The sequence below is a fragment of the Micromonospora sp. NPDC007230 genome (assembly GCF_042869115.1).
GTDB lineage: Bacteria > Actinomycetota > Actinomycetes > Mycobacteriales > Micromonosporaceae > Micromonospora.
This window is the reverse complement of the sequence record NZ_JBIAFE010000023.1, coordinates 79,502-99,560: the sequence shown is the minus strand read 5'-3', so window position 1 is coordinate 99,560 and position 20,059 is coordinate 79,502. Positions and strand designations below refer to the sequence as shown.

Genomic DNA, 20,059 nt, shown 5'->3' with positions numbered 1-20,059 from the left:
GGACGTCCGGCCGGTCAGAGCCGTTCGAAGCCACGGACCAGTTCCCAGTCGGTCACGGCGGCGTCGAAGGCGGTCAGCTCGACCCGGGCCTGGTTGGCGTAGTGGGCGACCACCTCGGTGCCGAAGGCGTCCCGGGCCACCGCGGAGGACTCCCAGAGGGCGAGCGCGTCGCGCAGCGTCCCCGGCACCCGCGCCGCGGTCCCGTCGTCGTACGCGTTGCCGGTGCACTCCTCGCCCAGCTCCAGCTCGCGCTCGATGCCGTAGACCGCGCCGGCCACCAGCGCGGCGATCGCCAGGTACGGATTGACGTCCGCGCCGGGCACCCGGTTCTCCACCCGCATGCCCTGGCCGTGCCCGACCAGCCGCAGCGCGCAGGTGCGGTTGTCGGTGCCCCAGCGCAGCGCGGTCGGGGCGAAGGAGCCCGGCTGGTAGCGCTTGTAGGAGTTGACGTTCGGGGCGAAGAAGAGGCTGAACTCACGCATCGTGGCGAGCAGGCCGGCCAGCACCCGCCGCCCGGTCACGCTGAGGTGCGCCGGCCCGTCCCCGAGCAGGGCCGAGCGGCCAGCTGCGTCGCGCAGCGAGAAGTGGATGTGGCAGGAGTTACCCTCCCGCGCGTTCGGCTTCGCCATGAAGGTGATCGACATGCCCTCCTGGGCGGCGATCTCCTTCGCCCCGTTCTTGTAGATGACGTGGTGGTCGGCGCAGGCCAGCGCCTCGTCATAGCGGAAGGCGATCTCGTGCTGGCCGAGGTTGCACTCGCCCTTGGCGCTCTCCGGGGTCAGTCCCGCCCCGGCCATCTCGGTGCGGATCCGGCGCAGCAGCGGCTCCACCCGGGCGGTACCGAGCAGCGAGTAGTCGACGTTGTACTGGTTGGCCGGGGTCAGGCCGCGGTAGCCACGCCGCCACGCCGCCTCGTACGAGTCGCGGAACAGCACGAACTCCAGCTCGGTCCCGGCGTACGCGGTCAGCCCGTGCCCGGCCAGCCGGTCGAGCTGCCGGCGCAGGATCTGCCGGGGCGAGGCGACCACCGGGCCGGTGCCGTCCAGCCACTCCAGGTCGGCCAGGAGCAGGGCGCTGCCCGGCTGCCACGGCATCCGGCGCAGGGTGTCCAGGTCGGGCTTCAGCGCGAAGTCGCCGTAGCCGCGTTCCCAGCTGGACATCGCGTACCCGTCGACGGTGTTCATGTCGACGTCGACGGCGAGCAGGTAGTTGCAGCCCTCGCTGCCGTGCGCGACCACCTGGTCGAGGAAGTACGGGGCGTGGAACCGTTTGCCCTGCAGCCGGCCCTGCATGTCGGCCAGGGCCAGCACCACCGTGTCGAGCTCGCCATCGGCGACCGCGACGCGCAGCTGTTCCAACGTGAGCGGGGCTTTCCTCATCGGCGCGCCTCCATGAGAAAGGTCTACTGGCCGAACCGGATCACCGTCAATGCTCTCTCCGGACGCGATCGACCGGCCCTGCCGCTTCGAGATGTCGCACCGTCAATCGCGACGCCAACCGCTGTTCGGCAACCGTCCTCGACGGCGAAGGCAAGCCCGGGCGGCGTCACGTCATCGTCACGTCGACCGGAGCCACCGAATCGGGGCGTCTCCCTGATCCTGATGGCGGCGGAGCAGGCCGCTCAGGTCCGTTCGATGCACGACGGCGACCCGGCCACCTGGATGGTGACCGGGCCGTCGTCGTACAGGAGGCGCGCTACGGGACGCGCGCTACGGCGCGCCCCGTGTACGCGCTACCGGAGCGGGTTGAGCGAGAAGTTCGCCCTAACCGTCTGGCCCGCCTTGAGCGTGACCTTCGCGGTTGCAGGCGCGTAGCCCTCGGCCGCGACGATCAGCGTGAGCGGGCTCACCCTCGCGTCGATCCAGTACGCGTACGTACCGTCGTTCTCGGTGACCAGCGTCTTGCGGTATCCGTTGCCGCCGTTCACCTGGACGATGGCGCCACCGAGCGGCTGGCCGTCGGCCGCGGTGACGGTGCCGGTGACCTTGCCCCACGACTTCGGGGCGGTGACGTTCATCGACACCGGCACCTCACCCACGTTGTACGGCGTGTTGGTGCTGGCACCGATCGCGGCGGAGTACGCGCCCGGCTGGTCGACGGCGGCCGACATGGTCGCCTTCACCGTGCGCGACTCGCCCGGGTTGAGCGTGAAGGACGGGTTGTCGAAGGACACCCAGTCCGCCGGAGCGCCGCCCGTGCTACCCGCCACGTTCATCACGATGTGCATGCCGGGGAAGCCGATCGACGACGTGTCGGCCGGCTCGGAGATGCCGCAGTCCACCGAGGCGATGTACGACGGCGCCGTCTGCCCGGCGTTGTTCGAGCCGATGAAGAAGTAGCCATCGGCAGGGACCTTCACCTCGACCACCAGGGTGCCGCCGGACGGGACCGCGCCCTCGACCGGGACCGTCACCAGCTTGCCGTTACCGGCCGGAACCGTGGCGTTGGCCGAGCCGATGAGCGTCATGTTGGCGTACCGCAGGTCGCCATTGAGCGTGTAGAGGTTGACCGTGAGCGGCTGGCTCCCCTGGTTCACCTCCACCCCGAACGACACGCTCGACACGTCCAGGCCGTTGAGCCCGAAGTCGGCCAGCGTGAACGTCCGCAGGTACGAGTTGTTCCGGGTGGTGGCGCCGTTGTTGCACGACGCCGAGTTGCCGGCCATGATCGCCTGCGACGCGGAGTGCGTGATGGTGATCTCGTCGGCCGGGATCTGCGCCGCCTGAGGCGTCACCGTCTCGCCCTTGACGTTCGAACCCGACATCGACGAGCCGGCCGCCGACAGATTCCCCTTCGGGGCCACCGACGCCGGGACGGTCGCCTTACCCTTCACCGCCGTGAGAGCGCGCGTGGCGAGCGGCGTGAACTCGCCGCTGCGGGCTTCCAGATCGACCGCCGCCGGGGCGGTGCCCTCGTTGGTGATCGTGAGCTGCTCGGTGTGGGAGCCGCCCATCGGCAGATTGACATGGGTGTCGCCATCAGAAACGATGGTCACCTTGCCCGCGGCCAGCGCGGCGTCGAACCTCACGGTGTCGTCCTCGGTGACCATGACCGAGCCGGTGGCATCCCGATACTTCGGCGCCGTGATCTTGACCAAGTAGCCACCGGTGACGAGCGACATCGAGTACGTGCCGTCCGCTCCAGTGGTCACGGTCTTGCTCTGGGCGTCGGAGGAGATGGCCACGGTCGCGCCGGAGATCGGCGCACCCGTGTTCCGGTCGGTCACCGTGCCGGCCACCGTGCCCCGCGGCGCGGAGTCGTAATGGATCGACATTCCGGCGTTGATCGCCGGGGTGTTGTAGGAGAACTGGTGGGCGATGGTGCCGTTCTCGTTCTCGATTCCCACCGTGGCCGAGCTGCCGGCCGCCGCTCCGCCCGAGTTCGCCCCGTAGCCGAGCTCGATCTCACCGTTCGCCAGGAGGGTCACGGAGAAGTTCGTCCGCAGGTTGCGGTTGCCGTAGGTCGTGACATTACGCCACTCGAGCACGAACGCGTCGACCCCATCGACCTGGGTGGTCGCGGTGTACAGACCCGCCGAGGCGTCGAAGTACAGGTCGTCCCACAGCGGGTAGATCGCCGCGTTGGGCACGGCACTGCTCGGGATCGCGACGTTGCTGTATGCCGTCGAGAGCCCGGCGAAGTTCACGTGGCCGTTGGTGGTCACGTACGCCGTCGTGAAGTCACCGTCGTAGTACGGGAACGAGAACGGCAGCGGGACCGTGGTCGCCGCGTCGTCACCGGTCAGGTTCACCCGGGTGTCACCCGTGGCGAGCCCGTCGCTGCCGACCGTGCAGAAGTACCCGAAGCCGTCGTACCTCCGGGCGATTCGGGCGGTGACCGTCTCGTCGCCGTCGACGACGACCTCCTCCGAGAACTCGCTCGTGCAGGAGCCGCCCTCGACCGAGATCGTGTAGGTGCCCTCGGGCACGTCGGTGAACGCGAACGCGCCGTTGGCGTCGGTGGTGACCGGGTCGATCGGTGCGGAGATGCTCACCGTGGTGCCGACGAACGGGTTGCCCGTGGCGATGTCCGTGACGGTGCCGGACACGGTGTGGCGTGGCGCGGCATCGAGGTCGATGTTCACCGTCGTGGTCGCGTCGACGGTGACCGTGGCGCCGGTCGGGGCAGACGGCAGGTAGCCGAACGCCGAGGCCGAGACCTGGTAGTCGCCCACGGCGACGCGGACGGAGTACGTGCCGTCCGTGCCGGTGGTGACCGTACGGTCGTGCTCGCCGTCGACCGTCACGCGCGCCCCGCTGATCGGGTCGCCGTCAGCCTCGGTGACGGTGCCGGCAACGGTGCCCATGTCACCGATCGGCGCAGCGTCGATCAGCGCGGCCAGGTCGAGCGTGCCCTCGCCGTAGACGTTGTTGTTCTCGGCGGTGCCGCCGCACGAGGTGTCGTCGACGTTGTGGGCGGTCCGGTTCAGCAGTTCCCAGGTGCCCGGGATGTCGCCGATCAGTGCCGGTGCGGCGCTCCACAGTACGGCGACGGCGCCCGCGAGGTGCGGGGCGGCCATCGAGGTGCCGTTGTAGTTCGCGTACCCACCACCGGGGACCGAGGAGCGGACGTTCACGCCTGGGGCCGAGATGTTCGGCTTGATCCCGCCGCCCTCACCGGGACCGCGCGAGGAGAAGGACGCGATGCGGCCCGAGGAGTCGACCGCGCCCGCCGAGTAGTTGGTAGTGTTCGCGCCCGGCGAGGAGGTCGTCTGGCAACCGGGACCGCTGTTGCCCGCCGACCAGGCGCCGAAGATGCCGGCGGCAGCCCACGCGTCGGTGATGTCCTGGTACCAGTCGTCGATGGCCCCGGCGGCGACCGCGCCCCACGAGTTGTTGACGACGTGCGGCCGCATCGCCGGGTTGGGAGCGGTGCCGTCCCTGCGGGTCGGCGCGGTGATCCACTGACCGGACTCGAGCAGGTCGACGTCCGAGCAGGTGTCGCAGCCGTTGGCCTCGATCCACTGCGCGTCGGGCGCGACACCGATCTGGTTGCCCTGACCGTCGTCGCCCATCATGGTGCCCATGGTGTGGGTGCCGTGCCCGTTCACGTCGCACGGATTGCCGGACGAGCCGCACCGCCCGGAGGAGTCGAAGAAGTTGTAGTCGTTGACGATCGTCCCGTCGGGCTGCCGACCGCGGTAACCGTCGGCGAGCGCCGGGTGGTCGAACTGGACGCCGGTGTCGACGCTCGACACGACGATGCCCTCGCCCGTGAAGCCCTGGGCCCAGACCTCAGGGGCGTTGATGAAGTCGAGGCCCCACTCGACCGTGGCCGGGGCGTTCGCCGGTGCCTTCTCGCGCTTGACCGGGTCGACGAGGTCGAACTTCGTGATCTCGGCGATCTGGCTGACCTCGGGCTGGGCGGCGAGCTCCTTGGCGAGCTCCAGCGTGCCGTCCTCGACGAGGATGCGGTTGCTGATCCAGAAGCTCTCGTAGTCGGCGCCGTTCGCCTCGAGCTGCTGGATCACGTCGGCCTGGGACGTCTTGGCCGTGCTGGTGAGCCTGTCGTAGACGTACTGGCCGCGCTTGCCCCAGTCGGCGATGTCCGGCGCCGCGTCCAGGTTGGCCTTCGCCGACAGCTTCACCCAGAAGTCCGCCGAGTCGTGCGTGGTGAGCGTCTTTTCGACGGCCGAGGTGAGCTTGTCGGCCGGGTTGGCTGACGGTGCTGTGGTCGATGGCGCGGCGAACGCGGCGGGTCCTGCGCTCGCCATCGCTGTCGCGAGAACCGCGAGAGCCGCCGTCACGACTGACGCGCGTCTCGCATGCCTGGTTCGTGTGTGCACGGAACCTCCATGGACTAGCGCGCCCCCAGAGACAGAACGCGCATGACACCCCACGGTCGTGGGCTATAGAACAACATGAATCACTCGGCATAGCTGGGGCTACCCGGCGGCATGGGCAACTCGGCAGCAATCCGGTCAACTTGCGGCCAACTGATAGTCAGCGCGTCGTCACCGTGCGGCGTCGCCGGGTCCTCGTCCCAAGTACCTCGCAGCAGCGGACAACCGCGCCGACTGCGCTGGGCGTAGTGCCCATGGGACTCACCATCGTGCCGGGGACCAGCACCGCGAGTGCCAGCCCGCAGCCGACCGAGACCTACGTGGTGCAGATGGCACTCGGCCCGTCCCCGGGGATCTGGGTCACTCAGCCGACCAGCGGGGTGCCTGTTGCAGCGCGGCACGCACACCGGCCTGGAACCGGCTGTGTGCGCCGAGATTGGCCATCAGGGCGGCGACCCGTCGCTGCACCGTGCGGTGCGACAGGCCGAGTTGACGCGCGATCGCCTCGTCGGTGAGCCCCGACAGGAGCAAGGTGATGAGCCGGTCCCCATCGTCCCCGAGGCGCCCTGTGTCATCGGGCTCGGCTTGGCCGGGCGCGGGCCGGTGCAGCGGCAGCGCGCGCTGCCACAGCCCTTCGAACAGCGAGACCAGGGCGTCCAGGAGCGCCGAGGGGTGGACCACGATGATTGCGTCCTGAGCCGCCGTATGGCGTTGCAGGGGCAAGAACGCGACCTTCGCGTCGGCCAGCCAGAGGCTGATCGGCAGGTCGGGCAGCACCCGGGCGAGCTGTCCGGCCTGGATCGAGCGCTCCACGGCGGCCAGTGAACCGGGATGCTTGATGGCCGAGCGGTCGTAGATGGTGCGCCAGGTCAGGTCGCGGCGCACCGCATCGCGGTCGGGTTCGCGAGGGTTGGTGCTGTCGAGCACCCCGACCGCCAGCCCGCCCGCCGTCGACAGGTAGGGCGGCTTGGCCAGGCAGCTGATGGATTGGCGGGCTCTTCGCTCGATCTGCAGCCATCGCTGGCGAACTGCGCGCGGTCCGGTGATCACCTCGACCATGCTTGCGCTGTCCGATACCGCGGGCTGGGCCTGATAGGCGGCGTCGAGCACGGCGACGTGCCGGCGGGCCCGCTCGAGCTGCTCTTCGTAGTCAGCGAACAGCGCGCCGAAGGCCGCTGCGGGAGAGGCCGCCTGGAACCGGACCGGGGGGCCGGCCTCGCGGCTGATCAGGGACCGTTCTTCGAGGCCGGCCAGCACCTCGGCCAGCGGCTCGGGCCGGGACCACGCCGCGTCGAGGTCGGCGAGTGTGGCCGACGGCCGTTCGATCAGCAGCTCGTAGGCGGTCTGCTCGGCTGGGGCGAGCCCGATCACCGAACAGTTGTCCTGGTCACCGAAGTCTGGCGGCATCGGCTGGGGCCGTGGTGGTCGGGACGGCATCGGGGGAGTCCTGGCTGCCGGTCGTCAGCCAGCCACGTACCACCGCCTGGTAGCCGGCTTGGAACCGCGTGGTTGCATCCAGCCGGGCCATCATGGCACGTACCCGGGCGCGGACCGTGCGGTCGCTAACGCCGAGCTGGGCGGCGATCTCCTGGTCGGTTTGACCGGCGACCAGCAGCACGAGCAGGTGCCGGTCCATGGGTGAGGGCGTCGTTCCGCTCCCGTCCAGCTCGGCCCGGCCTCCGCTGACGTGCAGCGGCAGCGCGTGTTGCCAATGGATCTCGAACAAGGCGGACAGCGCGTCCAGCAGTACCGGGTGGTGGACCACCAGTCGCGACTCCACATCCGGTGGCTGAGACAGCGGCAGGACCGCCGCCGTGTCGTCGAACAGCATCATCTTCAGCGGGATGTCCGCCACCCTGGCCTGCTCACCCGCGGCGATACCGGCCTCCAGGTCGGCCAGCCGGCCAGGGATGTCCAGTGCTCGGCGGTCGTAGATGACCCGGACCTGGAGCCCGGCTTGGAGTTGGTCGACCTCCGTGGTGTTGAGCTGGACCGCGTCGTTGGCCGGATATGGCGGCCCGTCGCACGCGCGCACTTGGTGGCGCGCGCGGCGCTGCAGCTCCGAGAACCGCCGGATGTGCTTCTCGCGCCCGCGGATCACCTCGACCATGGCCGCGTGGTCGTGATTGATCTCGGTCCGAACGAACCGCCTGACCAGGTCGGCGACCCGCCCGCGCGCCTCGGCCAGCGCGCGGTCACGGGCGGTGAGCAGCATCTGCAGGGCGGTGTTCGGCGGAGTGGCCGACCAGCGCTCGGGATCGCTGGGCACGGCCGCGACCAGTCCGAGCTGGACGAGTCGCGACAGGACGCGGCCGGCCTGACCGGTACAGCCGCATTCGTCGGCAAGCTCGTCGAGCTGACCGACTGTCATCGGCGGGCAACCGATCAGTCGCTCGTAGAAGTCCTGTTCGGTCTGATTAAGGCCGAGTACGCCGAGCACGGCTGGATGATGCATGTCCACCGTCTCCTTTTCCCGCCATTGTCGTCAATAGGAAAGTTTGACGCCTTCCGGAATACGTCACCCCCGTGCCAAGGTCGATCAAGCCATCGTTCTCCGTCCATGTCAGCCGCACCGGCATCGTAGCCGCCCTTGCGGGCCTTTCTCGGCCACCCCCGCGCCATCGAGGAGGAGCAGATGAATCGACGGTCACAAATGTGCGCACCCAGCCCCAGGACGGCTGTCGCCGCGGTAGCGGCCGTGACCGTCGCCACGATGCTCGCGGCCGCCGCCCCGGCCGCCACGCAACCGGAAGTCCCACCGGCCGCGCCGCCAGCGGCCGCCGTACTCGCCAAGAACACCGTCACGCTGGTGACCGGTGACGTGGTCGACCTGACCACTCTGTCCAATGGAGACGCGACCGCCACCGTACGGCCGGCATCAGACCGGCACAACGTCAGCTACGCCACCAGAAAGGTCGGCGAGGCGCTCTACGCCATACCGAGCGACGCGATGTCGCTGCTCGCCGCCGGCAAACTCGACGAGGAGCTGTTCAACGTCCGGGCCCTGGTCGACAGCGGCTACGACGACGGCGGCACCTGGACGAAGGTCGACCTGGTCAGTCTCAACAACGGCACGGTGCGCGCCATCGTGCACCACCCGGCCGTGGCGAACACATCCGGCGCGGTGTCGCTGCGGGTCAAGGCCACCGACGTGGCCGGCAACAGCATCGACCAGACGCTGATCCGGGCGTACGGGCTCACGTCGGTCGACTGACCGTTCGCGGCGGTGGGTGGACACGCCGGCGCCCACCCACCGCCATTCATCCCCGCTGCCACTTCCCCTTATCCCCGTCGATAAGTCCCGTCAGGGGTGTTGGTAAAACCTGCGTCACCAGGGGCCAATGGTTGATCTTCATGCGCGGCCCTGAGTGTGGGACCAGTCGTCCGAGCGCTCGACCATACGGAACCGCACCAAGATCAAACATCGGTCGTCCTGGGACAGCTACCCAAGCGCGGGGCCAGTAAAGGAGGAAAATGACTCTCGCTCACGGGGAGACGTCCATCAAGGACGTCCGGGTGGAAGGTCCACCGGGGGACGACGGCGCGACCGTGATCATCGCGATTGCCTCCTCGAGGGAGGAGAGAGTGCGCCTGGCATCGCTGGTGATCGGCCATGCTCCGGTGCTGCTGGTCTCGTCGCCGGAGGAACTCCTTTCGCTACTTGTCAGCAGCGCCCCGCCCACCGAAGCCCCGTCAGTCCGTCCACGCGTCGTCGAGCCGCTTCCGCGAGCCCCCGCAGGAACGGCTGATGCCGTCCTGGAGGTCGACTCGGACAGGCGGGTGGCAACCTGGTCCGGGCGCACCGTGCCCCTGTCACCCCTCGAGCACGACCTGCTTCGGTACCTTCTGCTGGCAGAACTCGGCCACACCTGCACCTTCGAGTCGCTGCACCTCGCGGTCTGGGGCAACGACCACCTCGGCGGCCGGGGCGACGTGTGGTCGGTGGTGAAGCGACTCCGCCGCAAGCTCGACGAATTGGACTGCCCGCTGCGGATTCAGGCGGTGCGCGGCGTCGGCCTGCGTCTCGTCGACCCCGGCGCGGTGCTGTCAACGAACGCCGAAGAAGCGCGAGAGAGCCGAAACCAGATCTGGGAGTGATGGGCCTTCCGGGTCCTCCAGATCGATGTGTTCGGGTCCGCGCGCCAGATCCCTACTCTGTGGTCGGCTCCGTGACCGGCTCGGCGCCCGTCGCCGGCCTGGGGATCACCGGATCCGCCACGTTGTGGCGCGGGCCGGTGAACCAGCGCCGGGCGCTGAGCACCCACCAGAGCCAGGCACCGCCGAGCACGACGCCGACCGCGACGATCGTGTAGTTGAACGTGCTGGCGGTGACGGGGCTGCTGGTGGGCAGCACGAACAGGACGCAGATGACCGCGACCCAGCCGATGGCGATCCACCCGACCGGCGCGCTCCACCGACCCAGGTTCCACGGGCCGACCCGGAAGTCCGCCGTGCGCCGGCGCAGGAAGACCGGGGCCACGTACGCGATGTAGAGGCCGATCACCGCGATGGACGTGGCGGCCAGGTAGGCGGTGGTGTTCCAGAGCGACGGCAGGACGAGCAGGGTGGAGCAGGCCACGCAGAGCCAGATCGAGTTGGTCGGGGTGCCCGTGCGCTGGTTGACCCGCTTCCAGATCCCGGAGCCGGGCAACGCCCCGTCCCGGCTGAACGCATAGGCCATCCGGGAGTTCGCCGTCACCGATGCCATGCCGCAGAAGAACTGGGCGACCACGCAGATGAAGAGCAGGAACGTGCCGAGGTCCTGCCCCACCGCGTCGATGAAGATCTGCGCCGGGGGCAGGCCCAGCGCGGTCGTCCGCTCGGCCTCGTAGTCCTGGATGGACCAGGTGATGGCGAACAGGAGCACGAAGCCGGCGAGGACCGAGACCACGACCGACATCACGATGCCGCGGGGCGCGGAGCGGGCGGCGTCGTGGGTCTCCTCCGCCACGTGGGCGCTGGCGTCGTACCCGGTGTAGGTGTACTGCGCCATCAGGAGGCCGATGAGCACCGCGTAGCCGGCCGCGCCGGCGAAGGTGAAGCCGGTCTCGTTGCGCACCTCGAGGAAGACCTCGGAGATGGGCTTGTGCTGGTCCGGCACGAACGCGAGGGCGATCACGATGACCGCGACGCCGGCGAGGTGCCACCAGGCGCTGATGTCCGAGAGCAGCCGCACGAGGTTGACGCCGAAGGTGTTGAGCAGGCCGTGCGCGACGATGATCACCAGGAAGATCAGGAAGGTGCGTCCCGCGGTCACCTCCATGTCGAAGGCGAGGCTCAGGAAGGCGGAGGTGGTGATGGCCGCACCGAAGTCGATCGCGGCGGTCACCGCCACCTCGCCGAGGAAGTTGAACCAGCCGACGAACCAGGCCCAGACCGCCTTGTTCCGCTTGGCGAGCGCGGCGGCCCACCAGTAGAGGGCCCCGGCGGTGGGATAAACCGAGCAGATCTCCGCCATGGCCAGCGCCACGAAGATCACCATGACGCCGACGAAGAGCCAGCCCAGGGTGATCGCCAGCGGGCCGCCCGCCGTCATCGCGATGCCGTACGACGTGATCGCCCCAGCCAGGATCGAGATGATGGAGAACGAGACCGCGAAGTTGGAGAAGCCGGACAGCTTTCGACGCAGCTCCTGCTTGTAGCCGAGCTGCGCGAGCCGTTCCTCGTCCGAGACCGGCGAAGGTGGGGGTACTCCGTCCTCAATCGTTGAGCTCATCGGTGTCTCCCTTGAGGAGGGCGAAGACTGTGACCTGCGTCACCGCCTGACGGGATAATGGGCCCGAACCCGCAATCAGGTCAATGGAGATCGACCGAAAATTCGGCCAGGATCAGACCATTGACCGCCCGCGCCCCTCGCACCGGCGCGAAATGCGTTGCCGCACCGTGGCGCCGGCGGCATCCTTGACCCAGTGACCAGGCCCGATCGCGACGGGCCCAACGCCGGGCGCTCGGCAACGCCCGGCCCGCGACGGCGCGCGGCGTCCACCTCTCTCTCACTGATGTACGGCGGTTCGCCGTACCCCCCGGACGCCCGCGCCGTCGCACCCGGTCTGCCGGCCGTGAAGGCCCGGCTCGGCGACGTCGACCGGCCCGGCCGATCAGGCGAACAGCAGCCCGGCGACCCAGAGCGCCGCGATGACCAGCCCGGCCAGGAACTCGACCAGCATGGACAGCCCGGCGGCCTTGAGCGCCTGGACGGTGGCCGGCCAGGCAAGCTGGTTGCTGCCCAGCCGCAGCCGTTCGGCGCCCCAGATCCCGCCCACGAAGCCGATCGGCAGGCCCACCACCGGGATCACGAAGAACCCGACCAGCCCGAGCAGGCCCCCGGCCAGCAGGGACGAGGTGGGCACCCCGGTCCGCTTCAGGTTCCGCCCCGGCCAGAGATACTTGACGACCCCACCGCCGACGGCGACCACGGTGGCGGCGGCGAGCACCGCCCAGCGCCCCGGGCCGGCGTCGCCGAAGAGCGCCCACACCAGCACCCCGCCCCAGCACAGCGGCAGCGCCGGCAGCCCGGGCACCACCACCCCGGCCAGCCCGGCCAGGATCGCCAGGCCGGCCAGCACCGAGACCAACGCCTGCGTGTCGGTCAGGTCCACGCCGCCTCCCTCGCTCCGCCGGTGGGCCCGACCGGCGGCGAGCCGGTCACGCCGCCTCCTCCTCACCGGCCAGCCGGCGGCGGATGTGCTCGGCCGGGACCGGGGCGCCGAACCAGCGGCCCTGCCCGGTGTCGCAGCGCAGCGCCCGCAGCCGCTCCGCCTGCGCCTCCGTCTCCACCGCCTCGGCGGTCACCCACAGCTCGACCGCATGGGCCAGCCGGACCAGCGCGTCGACGATCCGCTCGTCCCGGTGGTCGGCGGTGGCGTCCGCCCCGTCGGCCCGGATCCCCTCCACGAACGGGCCGGCCAGCTTCAGGCAGTGGATCGGCAGCCGCCGCAGGTACGCCAGGTTCGAGTACCCGGTGCCGAAGTCGTCGATGGCCAGCCGTACGCCCAGGTCGGCGAGCTGGTGCAGAGCGCGCAACGGCTCCCCGCCGCTGCCCATCACGGCGCTCTCGGTCAGCTCCAGCTGCAGCAGCTCGGCGGGGAGCCCGGTGTGCTGCAGGGCCTCGGCGACGGTCTCCACGATCGCCGGATCGTCGGCCTGCCGGGCGGCCAGGTTGACGCTGACCACCAGCCGCGCGTCCGGATACGCCCGCCGCCAGCCCTCCGCGTCCCGGCACGCCTGCCTCAGCACCCAGGCGCCCAGGCGCACGATCAGGCCGGTCTCCTCGGCCAGCCCGATGAACCGGTCCGGGCCGATCAGCCCCAGCTCCGGGTGCTGCCAGCGGACCAGCGCCTCCACCGCCAGCATGGAACCGTCGAGCAGCGACACGATGGGCTGGTAGTGCAGCACGAACTCGCCCCGGTCCAGGGCGGCGGGCAGGCTCGCGGCCAGCGCCGAGCGGGCGATGTCCGCGGCGCTGCGCTCCGGGTCGTAGACCGCCCAGCGGCCCCGCCCCTCGGCCTTGGCCCAGTAGAGGGTGGTGTCGGCCGCCTTCATCAGCTCGGAGACGCTGGTCTCCTCGACCGGGCACTCGACGATGCCGATGCTGGCCGAGACGGCGAGCTGCTGGGTCCCGACCTGGACCGGGGCGGACACCGCGGCCAGGGCCAGTTCGGCCACCTCCACCGCGTCGTCGAGGCCGCCGCCGGAGTCGACCAGGATGACGAACTCGTCGCCGCCCATCCGGGCCACCAGGTGGCCGCGGCCGGCCACGCAGTCGGACAGCCGCCGGGCGATGACCTTGAGCAGCCGGTCACCGAGGTCGTGGCCGAGGCTGTCGTTGATCGCCTTGAAGCCGTCCAGGTCGAGGAAGCAGAGCCCGACCCGCTCCTCCGGGCCGGCCCGGTCGAAGACCTCACCCAACCGCTCGAAGAAGAGCGTGCGGTTGGGCAGGCCGGTGAGCGGGTCGTGCAGCGCCTGGAAACGCAGCCGCTGCTGGAGCTCGTGCCGCTCGGTGATGTCCTCGATCATGGCGACGGTGAACCGGGGGCGGCCGTCGTCGTACCGGATCAGGGAGACGGCCAGGTCGGTCCAGACGACGCTGCCGTCCTTGCGGTGGTAGCGCTTCTCCACCCGGGCGCTGTCCCGCTTCCCCTCGATCAGCTCCTGGTAGAGCTCCCACATGCCGGCCGCGTCGTCGGCGTGGAAGAGCGCGGCCACGTTGATCTGGCGCAGCTCGGCGACGGAGTAGCCGAGCATGTCCGCGAACGACTCGTTGACGTCGATGATCCGCCCGTCCACCCCGGCGATGCCGATCCCGATGGCCGCGCCGACGAAGATCGTGCGGAACCGGGCCTCGCTGTCGCGCAGGGCCTGCTCCACCGCGTCCCGGGCCTGCCAGGCCGAGCGGGCGATCCGCTCCTGCTGGTAGAAGGTGCGGTCGCGCAGCGCCCGAGCGAAGCCGGCGGCGAGCGCACCCTGCAACGCGGCGACCCGGTCCCGCGCCTCGGGCAGCTCGGCGCGGGTCGGCAGCACCGAGGGCAGGAACCGGTCGCCGAGGGCCCGGACCGACCAGTCCAGCACCCCCGGCTCGGTCAGGTGCGCCTCCACCAGGGCCCGCCCCACCTCCTCCCCCGCCTCGGCGGAGAAGGTCGGGGCGCGCAGCGCCCGGCCCAGGCGTACGACGTGCGCCAGCAGCAGGCGCTCGGTCTCGGCCGCGCTCATCGGCACGAACCCGAGCCGCCGCACCGCCCGGGCCCACTCGGCGGCGTACGCGGCGGCACCCGGCCGGCTGAGGTCGTCCCCGTCGGGGGCGCTCATGTCGGCTCAGCCGGCGGGCCGGTCGTACCGGGCGACGCCGCCGAACGCCCCGAACCGCTCGGGGTGATCGTCCACGTCGGACGGCGAGTCGGGCCGCCACAACGGCATGTGCACCACGCCCGGCGCAAGGATGGTCCAGTCGCCGAAGAAGTCGGTGACCTCGGCCCGCGAGCGGAGCGTGATCTCGGTGGCGGTACGCGCCGACAACCGCTGCGCGTCGAGCATCTCCTGCGGCTGGTCCTCGAAGGTGGAGTGGGAGATGACCAGGTAGCTGCCCGGTGCGGCGGCGGCCCGCAGGGTGGCCAGGATGTCGGCGGGCCGGTCGGCGTCGTGGATGAAGTGGACCACCCCGGCGAGCAGGATGCCGAGCGGACGGTCGAAGTCGATCAGCGTGCTGGACCGGGCCTCGTCCAGGATCCGCTTCGGGTCGCGCAGGTCGGCCCGGACGGCGACCGCCCGGTCGTTGCCGGCCAGCAGTTCCTGGCTGTGTGCCACGGCGACCGGGTCGATGTCGACGTAGACGATCCGGGCGTCGGGGTTGGCCGCCTGGGCGACCTCGTGCACGTTGCCGACGGTGGGGATGCCCGACCCGATGTCGAGGAACTGGTCGATGCCGGCGTCGAGCAGCACCCGGACCGCCCGGCGCAGGAACTCCCGGCCCGCGCGCATGGTGGCGGGCAGGTGCGGGGTCATGCCGGCGATCTGCTCGGCGAGTTGCCGGTCGATCTCAAAGTTGTGCGCGCCACCGAGGAAGTAGTCGTAGACCCGGGCCGCGCTGGGCCGGGTCAGGTCGATCTCGGCGGGTGGTCCGTCCGGCGTCTGCATCGCTCGGCCCCCCAGGTCGTCTCCGCGTGTGCGGGAACGTCCGGCGCCCGGGCACTCGGAAGGGACACCGGCCGACCCGCGGGATCGTGTCGTCCTGACCACTCTATGCGCCGAGCACCAGGTGCGGGAGATCCACAGTCGACGGCCCGGACCGGCAGACCGCCGGTGCCGGGGCCGACCGGCCGGCCCGCGGGGGCGCGCCGGGCGGACCACGGCTCAGGCGGCCGACTCCAGCAGCAGCGAGACACCCTGCCCGACGCCGATGCACATGGTGGCGAGGGCCCGCCGGCCGCCCCGGCGGCGCAGCTCCAGCGCGGCGGTGAGCGCCAGCCGGGCACCGCTGGCACCCAGCGGGTGACCCAGGGCGATGGCGCCGCCGTTCGGGTTGACGTGCTCGGCGTCCTCGGGCAGCCCCAACTCGCGCAGCACCGCCACGGACTGGGCGGCGAACGCCTCGTTCAGCTCGATCACGTCGAGGTCGGCCAGGCCGAGGCCGTGCCGGTCGAGCAGCTTGCGGGTGGCCGGCACCGGGCCGACGCCCATGATCCGGGGGGGTACGCCGGCCGCCGCCGCGCCGCTCACCCGGGCCAGCGGGGTGAGGCCGTACCGGGAGACGGCGGCCTCGGAGGCGACCAGCAGGGCCACCGCGCCGTCGTTGACGCCGGACGAGTTGCCGGCGGTCACCGTGCCGCCCTCGCGGAACGGGGTGGGCAGCGCGGCGAGTTTCTCCAGCGAGGTCTCCCGGGGGTGCTCGTCGACCTCGACCAGCTTCGTCTCGCGCCGGCCGGCGGGCACGGTCACCGGCACGATCTCCTCGGCCAGCCGGCCGTCGGCCTGCGCCTTGGCGGCCCGCTGCTGGGAGCGGAACGCGAACCCGTCCTGCGCCGCCCGGTCGACGCCGTACTCGGCGGCGACGTTCTCCGCCGTCTCCGGCATCGAGTCGATGCCCCAGCCCCGCTTCATCACCGGGTTGACCAGCCGCCAGCCGATGGTGGTGTCGTACACCTCGGCGGTGCGGGAGAACGGGGTGGTCGCCTTCGGCATGACGAACGGCGCCCGGCTCATGCTCTCCACCCCGCCGGCGATCACCAGGTCGGCCTCCCCGGCGACGATCGCGCGCGCCGCGGTGGCGAGGGCGTCCAGGCCGGAGCCGCAGAGCCGGTTGACCGTGCTGCCCGGAACCTCCTCGGGCAGCCCGCCGAGCAGCGCCGCCATCCGGGCCACGTTGCGGTTGTCCTCGCCGGCCTGGTTGGCGCAGCCGAGGAGCACGTCGTCGGTGCGGGCCCAGTCCACGGCCGGGTGCCGGGCGACCAGTTCGCGGATCACGTGCGCGGCCAGGTCGTCGGGGCGTACCCCGGCGAGGGCGCCGGCGTACCGGCCGATCGGGGTGCGGACTCCGGCCACGAGGTATGCCACGGTCATGGTGCTGCGTCCTTCGGGGGTGGAAGGGGCTGGCGGGGGCGGCCGCCGGGTCCCGGGGACGCCCGGCGCCAGGATATCCGCGCCCGGAACGGTTAGGTTGACGGCATGGCCCGGGCCCAGTTCAGCGCAGAGAGCACCCGCAGCGGTGAGTTCGTCCGCCAGCCCAACCGGTTCACCGGTCGGGTCACCCCGCACTCCACCTCGCCGGAGGGCGGCGGCCCCGACGACCAGGGCCGCTGGCCGCTGGAGGCCGGCCGCTACCGGCTCATCTGGTGCCGGGCCTGCCCGTGGGCGCACCGGGCCCGGATCGTGCGCAACCTGCTCGGGCTGGAGGACGTGATCTCACTGGGCACGGTCGACCCCATCCGGGACGAGCGGGGCTGGCGGTTCGCGCTCGACCCGGACGGCTTCGACCCGGTGCTGGGGATCAGCTTCCTCTCCGACGCGTACCTGGCCACCGACCCGGACTACACCGGCCGGGTGACCGTGCCGGCGCTGATCGACACGCTGACCGGCCGGGTGGTGACCAACGACTACCCGCAGCTCACCCTGGACTTGTCCACCGAGTGGCGGCGGTTCCACAAGCCGGGCGCGCCGGACCTCTACCCGGTCGAGTTGCGCCCGGAGCTGGACGCCCTGATGGCGGAGATCCACCGGGACGTCAACAACGGGGTCTACCGGTGCGGCTTCGCCACCTCACAGGAGGCGTACGACGAGGCGTACACGGCGCTCTTCGCCCGGCTCGACGCGCTGTCGGAGCGGCTGTCCGGGCGCCGCTACCTGATGGGCGACCAGATCACCGAGGCGGACGTGCGGCTGTTCACCACGCTGGTCCGCTTCGACGTGGCGTACCACGGGCACTTCAAGTGCAACCGGCAGAAGCTGACCGAGATGCCGGTGCTCTGGGCGTACGCCCGGGACCTGTTCCAGACCCCGGGCTTCGGCGAGACGGTGGACTTCGACCACATCAAGCGGCACTACTACGCCACCCACGAGATGATCAACCCGACCCGGATCGTGCCGCTCGGTCCGGACCTGCGCGGCTGGACCACACCGCACGGGCGTGGCTGATCCCGGCGCCGCCCGGGCCGCCGCCGCGTCGGCCGCCGCCGGCTGCGTCGTGGCCGGCACGGTCGCCGTGACGGTCGCCGTGGTCGCCGGTCCCGGTCCGGGCCTGACCGGGTACGTCAGCGAGGCCGGCATCACTGACAGCGGGTACGCCGGGGCGTACCGGATCGGGATCTTCGCCCTGGCGGCGGCGCTGCTGCTGCTCGCGGCGGCGCTGCCTCCAACGCTGCGGACGGCGGCGGTGCTGCTCGCCGCCGGCGGGACCTGCACGGTGCTCTCCGGCGCGGTGACGTGCAGCGCCGGCTGCCCGCTGCCGCCGTTCGAGGCCGCCACCGTGGCGGACCTGGTGCACGGCGGGGCCAGCGTGGCGGCCACGGCCGCGGTGGTCTTCGCGATGCTGGCGCTGGTGTTCGCCCCGGCGGCGGGCCGGCCGCTGCGCCGGATCGCCGGAGCCGGCGCGGCGCTGGCTCTGCCGCTCTCGGGGGCGATCGCGCTGGCCATGCTGGTGGTGGGCCGCGGCGAACTGGTGGGGGTGCTGGAGCGGCTGCTGCTGGCGGTGGCCGCCGCCTGGGGCCTGGCCACGGCCACCGCCCTGGGACTGTCCCGCCGACCGTGACCAACGGATGAACGCTGCCTGTAAGGAGCATCACGGCGGTCGATCTTCCACCTGTGGGCTGGCTGGGAGTAGCATCCGCAGGCGATGACCAACGTCTGGCACCTCACCGAGCGCCTGTACGTCGACCTTCGACGGCAGGCCAGCGGCGTCTGTCCGGCGCAGCCTCGTTCCTGACGCTGCCCTGACCGCCCCTCTTCAGACCTTGGACGCATCCTCATGGCTTCCGCCCTGCGCAAATTCCCCTTTTCCCTGCAGATCCTGCTCGGCCTCGTGCTCGGCGTGGTGCTCGGCTTCGTCGCCCGCGCCAATGACGTCAGCTGGCTGACCAGCACCCTCGACACGGTCGGGCACCTCTTCGTCCAGCTCCTCAAGCTGGCCGTGCCGCCGCTGGTCTTCACCGCCATCGTGGTCAGCGTGGTCAGCCTGCGCGGCATGGCCAACGCGGCCCGGCTGGCGCTGAAGACGCTGCTCTGGTTCGGCATCACCGCGCTGATCGCGGTGAGCCTCGGCATCGGCATCGGCCTGCTCACCGACCCGGGCAAGGGCGTCACGCTCGACCTGGCCGGCGCCGCCGCGCCGAAGCGGACCGGCTCCTGGACCGACTTCCTCACCGGCATCGTCCCGACCAACCCGATCGGGGCCTTCGTGGAGGGCAACGTCCTCCAGATCGTCTTCCTCGCCCTGGTGGTGGGCGCCGCCGCGATGCTGATCGGCGAGGCCGCCGAGCCGTTCGTGGCGCTCAACCGGTCGCTGCTGGCCATCGTGCAGAAGGCGCTCTGGTGGGTCATCCGGCTCGCCCCGCTCGGCACGCTCGGCCTGATCGGCAACGCGATCGCCTCGTACGGCTGGGACCTGCTGGCCCCGCTCGCCAAGTTCACCACCGCCGTCTACGTCGGCTGCGCGATCGTGCTCTTCGTGGTCTACCCGCTGCTGCTGGTGGCCGCGGGCCGGCTCAACCCGCTGCGCTTCTTCGCCGGCGCCTGGCCCGCCATCGAGCTGGCCTTCGTCTCCCGCTCCTCGGTGGGCACCATGCCGGTGACCCAGCGCTCGGTCGAGCGGCTCGGTGTCCCCCGCGAGTACGCCTCCTTCGCGGTGCCGTTCGGCGCCACCACGAAGATGGACGGCTGCGCCGCCATCTACCCGGCCCTGGCCGCGATCTTCGTGGCGCAGGTCTTCGGGGTGCACCTGGGCGTCACCGACTACCTGCTGATCGCCTTCGTCTCGGTGGTCGGCTCGGCCGCCACGGCCGGCCTCACCGGCGCGATCGTCATGCTCACCCTGACCCTGAGCACGCTGGGCCTGCCGCTGGCCGGTGCCGGCCTGCTGCTGGCGATCGACCCGATCCTGGACATGATCCGCACCGCCACCAACGTGGCCGGGCAGGCGCTCGTGCCGACCATCGTGGCCGCCCGTGAGGGCACCCTCGACCGGGCGGCGTACGACTCGGCCGGCAAGCGCGACCTGGTGGACGCGGACGAGGTCGACCGCCCCGCGGAGCGGCTCGCCCCCGTCCCCGCCTGACACCGCTGATCGAGAGGGGC

Annotated in this window: 14 protein-coding genes; 5 read left to right on the top strand and 9 right to left on the bottom strand. The window is 71.2% G+C overall.

Translation table 11 applies throughout. The annotated features are described in order from the left end of the window. Window positions 1–14: 14 nt before the first annotated feature. The 4 genes from ACFYML_RS27620 to ACFYML_RS27605 all read right to left on the bottom strand — a co-directional run bounded on the left by ACFYML_RS27620 (window position 15) and on the right by ACFYML_RS27605 (window position 8,237). Complete coding sequence (locus ACFYML_RS27620; RefSeq protein ID WP_387423401.1) at window positions 15–1,379, bottom strand: glutamine synthetase family protein; 1,365 nt, start codon at window positions 1,377–1,379, stop codon at window positions 15–17. A gap of 353 nt (window positions 1,380–1,732) precedes the next feature. After that, a complete protein-coding gene (locus ACFYML_RS27615; RefSeq protein WP_387423400.1) occupies window positions 1,733–5,713 on the bottom strand; it encodes a carboxypeptidase regulatory-like domain-containing protein in 3,981 nt (1,326 codons plus the stop codon). A gap of 429 nt (window positions 5,714–6,142) precedes the next feature. Further along, complete coding sequence (locus ACFYML_RS27610; protein ID WP_387423399.1) at window positions 6,143–7,189, bottom strand: LuxR C-terminal-related transcriptional regulator; 1,047 nt, start codon at window positions 7,187–7,189, stop codon at window positions 6,143–6,145. Beyond that, a complete protein-coding gene (locus ACFYML_RS27605) occupies window positions 7,170–8,237 on the bottom strand; it encodes a LuxR C-terminal-related transcriptional regulator (RefSeq protein ID WP_387423398.1) in 1,068 nt (355 codons plus the stop codon). The genes ACFYML_RS27610 and ACFYML_RS27605 overlap by 20 nt, the downstream gene beginning before the upstream one ends. A gap of 243 nt (window positions 8,238–8,480) precedes the next feature. On the opposite strand from ACFYML_RS27605, the gene ACFYML_RS27600 reads away from it, so the two are divergent. After that, the gene (locus ACFYML_RS27600) at window positions 8,481–8,996 is read left to right on the top strand and encodes a hypothetical protein (protein WP_387423397.1); all 516 of its coding nucleotides are present in this window, start codon (window positions 8,481–8,483) and stop codon (window positions 8,994–8,996) included. Window positions 8,997–9,256: 260 nt separating this feature from the next. Next, a complete protein-coding gene (locus ACFYML_RS27595; protein WP_387423396.1) occupies window positions 9,257–9,880 on the top strand; it encodes a winged helix-turn-helix domain-containing protein in 624 nt (207 codons plus the stop codon). Window positions 9,881–9,932: 52 nt separating this feature from the next. Here ACFYML_RS27595 and ACFYML_RS27590 read toward each other — a convergent pair whose 3' ends face one another. The 5 genes from ACFYML_RS27590 to pcaF all read right to left on the bottom strand — a co-directional run bounded on the left by ACFYML_RS27590 (window position 9,933) and on the right by pcaF (window position 16,834). Next, window positions 9,933–11,498 (bottom strand): amino acid permease, encoded by a 1,566-nt coding sequence (locus ACFYML_RS27590; RefSeq protein WP_387423395.1) that lies wholly within the window; start codon window positions 11,496–11,498, stop codon window positions 9,933–9,935. 382 nt (window positions 11,499–11,880) lie between these two features. Next, on the bottom strand, window positions 11,881–12,381 hold the full coding sequence (locus ACFYML_RS27585) for a DUF456 domain-containing protein (protein WP_387423394.1): 501 nt from the start codon (window positions 12,379–12,381) through the stop codon (window positions 11,881–11,883). Window positions 12,382–12,427: 46 nt separating this feature from the next. Beyond that, window positions 12,428–14,587: a putative bifunctional diguanylate cyclase/phosphodiesterase gene (locus ACFYML_RS27580; protein WP_387423393.1), complete on the bottom strand. Its 2,160-nt coding sequence runs from the start codon at window positions 14,585–14,587 to the stop codon at window positions 12,428–12,430. A gap of 6 nt (window positions 14,588–14,593) precedes the next feature. Continuing rightward, window positions 14,594–15,412, bottom strand: a complete 819-nt coding sequence (locus tag ACFYML_RS27575) for an SAM-dependent methyltransferase (RefSeq protein ID WP_387423392.1) — start codon at window positions 15,410–15,412, stop codon at window positions 14,594–14,596. Between the two features lie 216 nt (window positions 15,413–15,628). Next, window positions 15,629–16,834: a 3-oxoadipyl-CoA thiolase gene (gene pcaF / locus ACFYML_RS27570; RefSeq protein ID WP_387423391.1), complete on the bottom strand. Its 1,206-nt coding sequence runs from the start codon at window positions 16,832–16,834 to the stop codon at window positions 15,629–15,631. A gap of 105 nt (window positions 16,835–16,939) precedes the next feature. On the opposite strand from pcaF, the gene ACFYML_RS27565 reads away from it, so the two are divergent. The 3 genes from ACFYML_RS27565 (at window position 16,940) to ACFYML_RS27555 (ending at window position 20,039) form a co-directional block, all read left to right on the top strand. Continuing rightward, the gene (locus ACFYML_RS27565; protein ID WP_387423390.1) at window positions 16,940–17,905 is read left to right on the top strand and encodes a glutathione S-transferase family protein; all 966 of its coding nucleotides are present in this window, start codon (window positions 16,940–16,942) and stop codon (window positions 17,903–17,905) included. Beyond that, the gene (locus ACFYML_RS27560) at window positions 17,898–18,518 is read left to right on the top strand and encodes a DUF998 domain-containing protein (protein WP_387423389.1); all 621 of its coding nucleotides are present in this window, start codon (window positions 17,898–17,900) and stop codon (window positions 18,516–18,518) included. Before ACFYML_RS27565 ends, ACFYML_RS27560 begins: the two co-directional genes overlap by 8 nt. Window positions 18,519–18,746: 228 nt before the next feature. Further along, window positions 18,747–20,039: a dicarboxylate/amino acid:cation symporter gene (locus ACFYML_RS27555; protein WP_387423435.1), complete on the top strand. Its 1,293-nt coding sequence runs from the start codon at window positions 18,747–18,749 to the stop codon at window positions 20,037–20,039. The last annotated feature ends 20 nt before the right edge of the window (window positions 20,040–20,059 follow it).

Excerpts from the sequence above, each read along its gene's own strand:
- pcaF (WP_387423391.1), bottom strand. The coding sequence starts at position 16,834 with ATGACCGTGGCATACCTCGTGGCCGGAGTCCGCACCCCGATCGGCCGG.
- ACFYML_RS27575 (WP_387423392.1), bottom strand. The coding sequence starts at position 15,412 with ATGCAGACGCCGGACGGACCACCCGCCGAGATCGACCTGACCCGGCCC.
- ACFYML_RS27605 (WP_387423398.1), bottom strand. The coding sequence starts at position 8,237 with ATGCATCATCCAGCCGTGCTCGGCGTACTCGGCCTTAATCAGACCGAA.
- ACFYML_RS27595 (WP_387423396.1), top strand. The coding sequence starts at position 9,257 with ATGACTCTCGCTCACGGGGAGACGTCCATCAAGGACGTCCGGGTGGAA.
- ACFYML_RS27565 (WP_387423390.1), top strand. The coding sequence starts at position 16,940 with ATGGCCCGGGCCCAGTTCAGCGCAGAGAGCACCCGCAGCGGTGAGTTC.
- ACFYML_RS27590 (WP_387423395.1), bottom strand. The coding sequence starts at position 11,498 with ATGAGCTCAACGATTGAGGACGGAGTACCCCCACCTTCGCCGGTCTCG.
- ACFYML_RS27610 (WP_387423399.1), bottom strand. The coding sequence starts at position 7,189 with ATGCCGCCAGACTTCGGTGACCAGGACAACTGTTCGGTGATCGGGCTC.
- ACFYML_RS27615 (WP_387423400.1), bottom strand. The coding sequence starts at position 5,713 with ATGGCGAGCGCAGGACCCGCCGCGTTCGCCGCGCCATCGACCACAGCA.
- ACFYML_RS27620 (WP_387423401.1), bottom strand. The coding sequence starts at position 1,379 with ATGAGGAAAGCCCCGCTCACGTTGGAACAGCTGCGCGTCGCGGTCGCC.
- ACFYML_RS27580 (WP_387423393.1), bottom strand. The coding sequence starts at position 14,587 with ATGAGCGCCCCCGACGGGGACGACCTCAGCCGGCCGGGTGCCGCCGCG.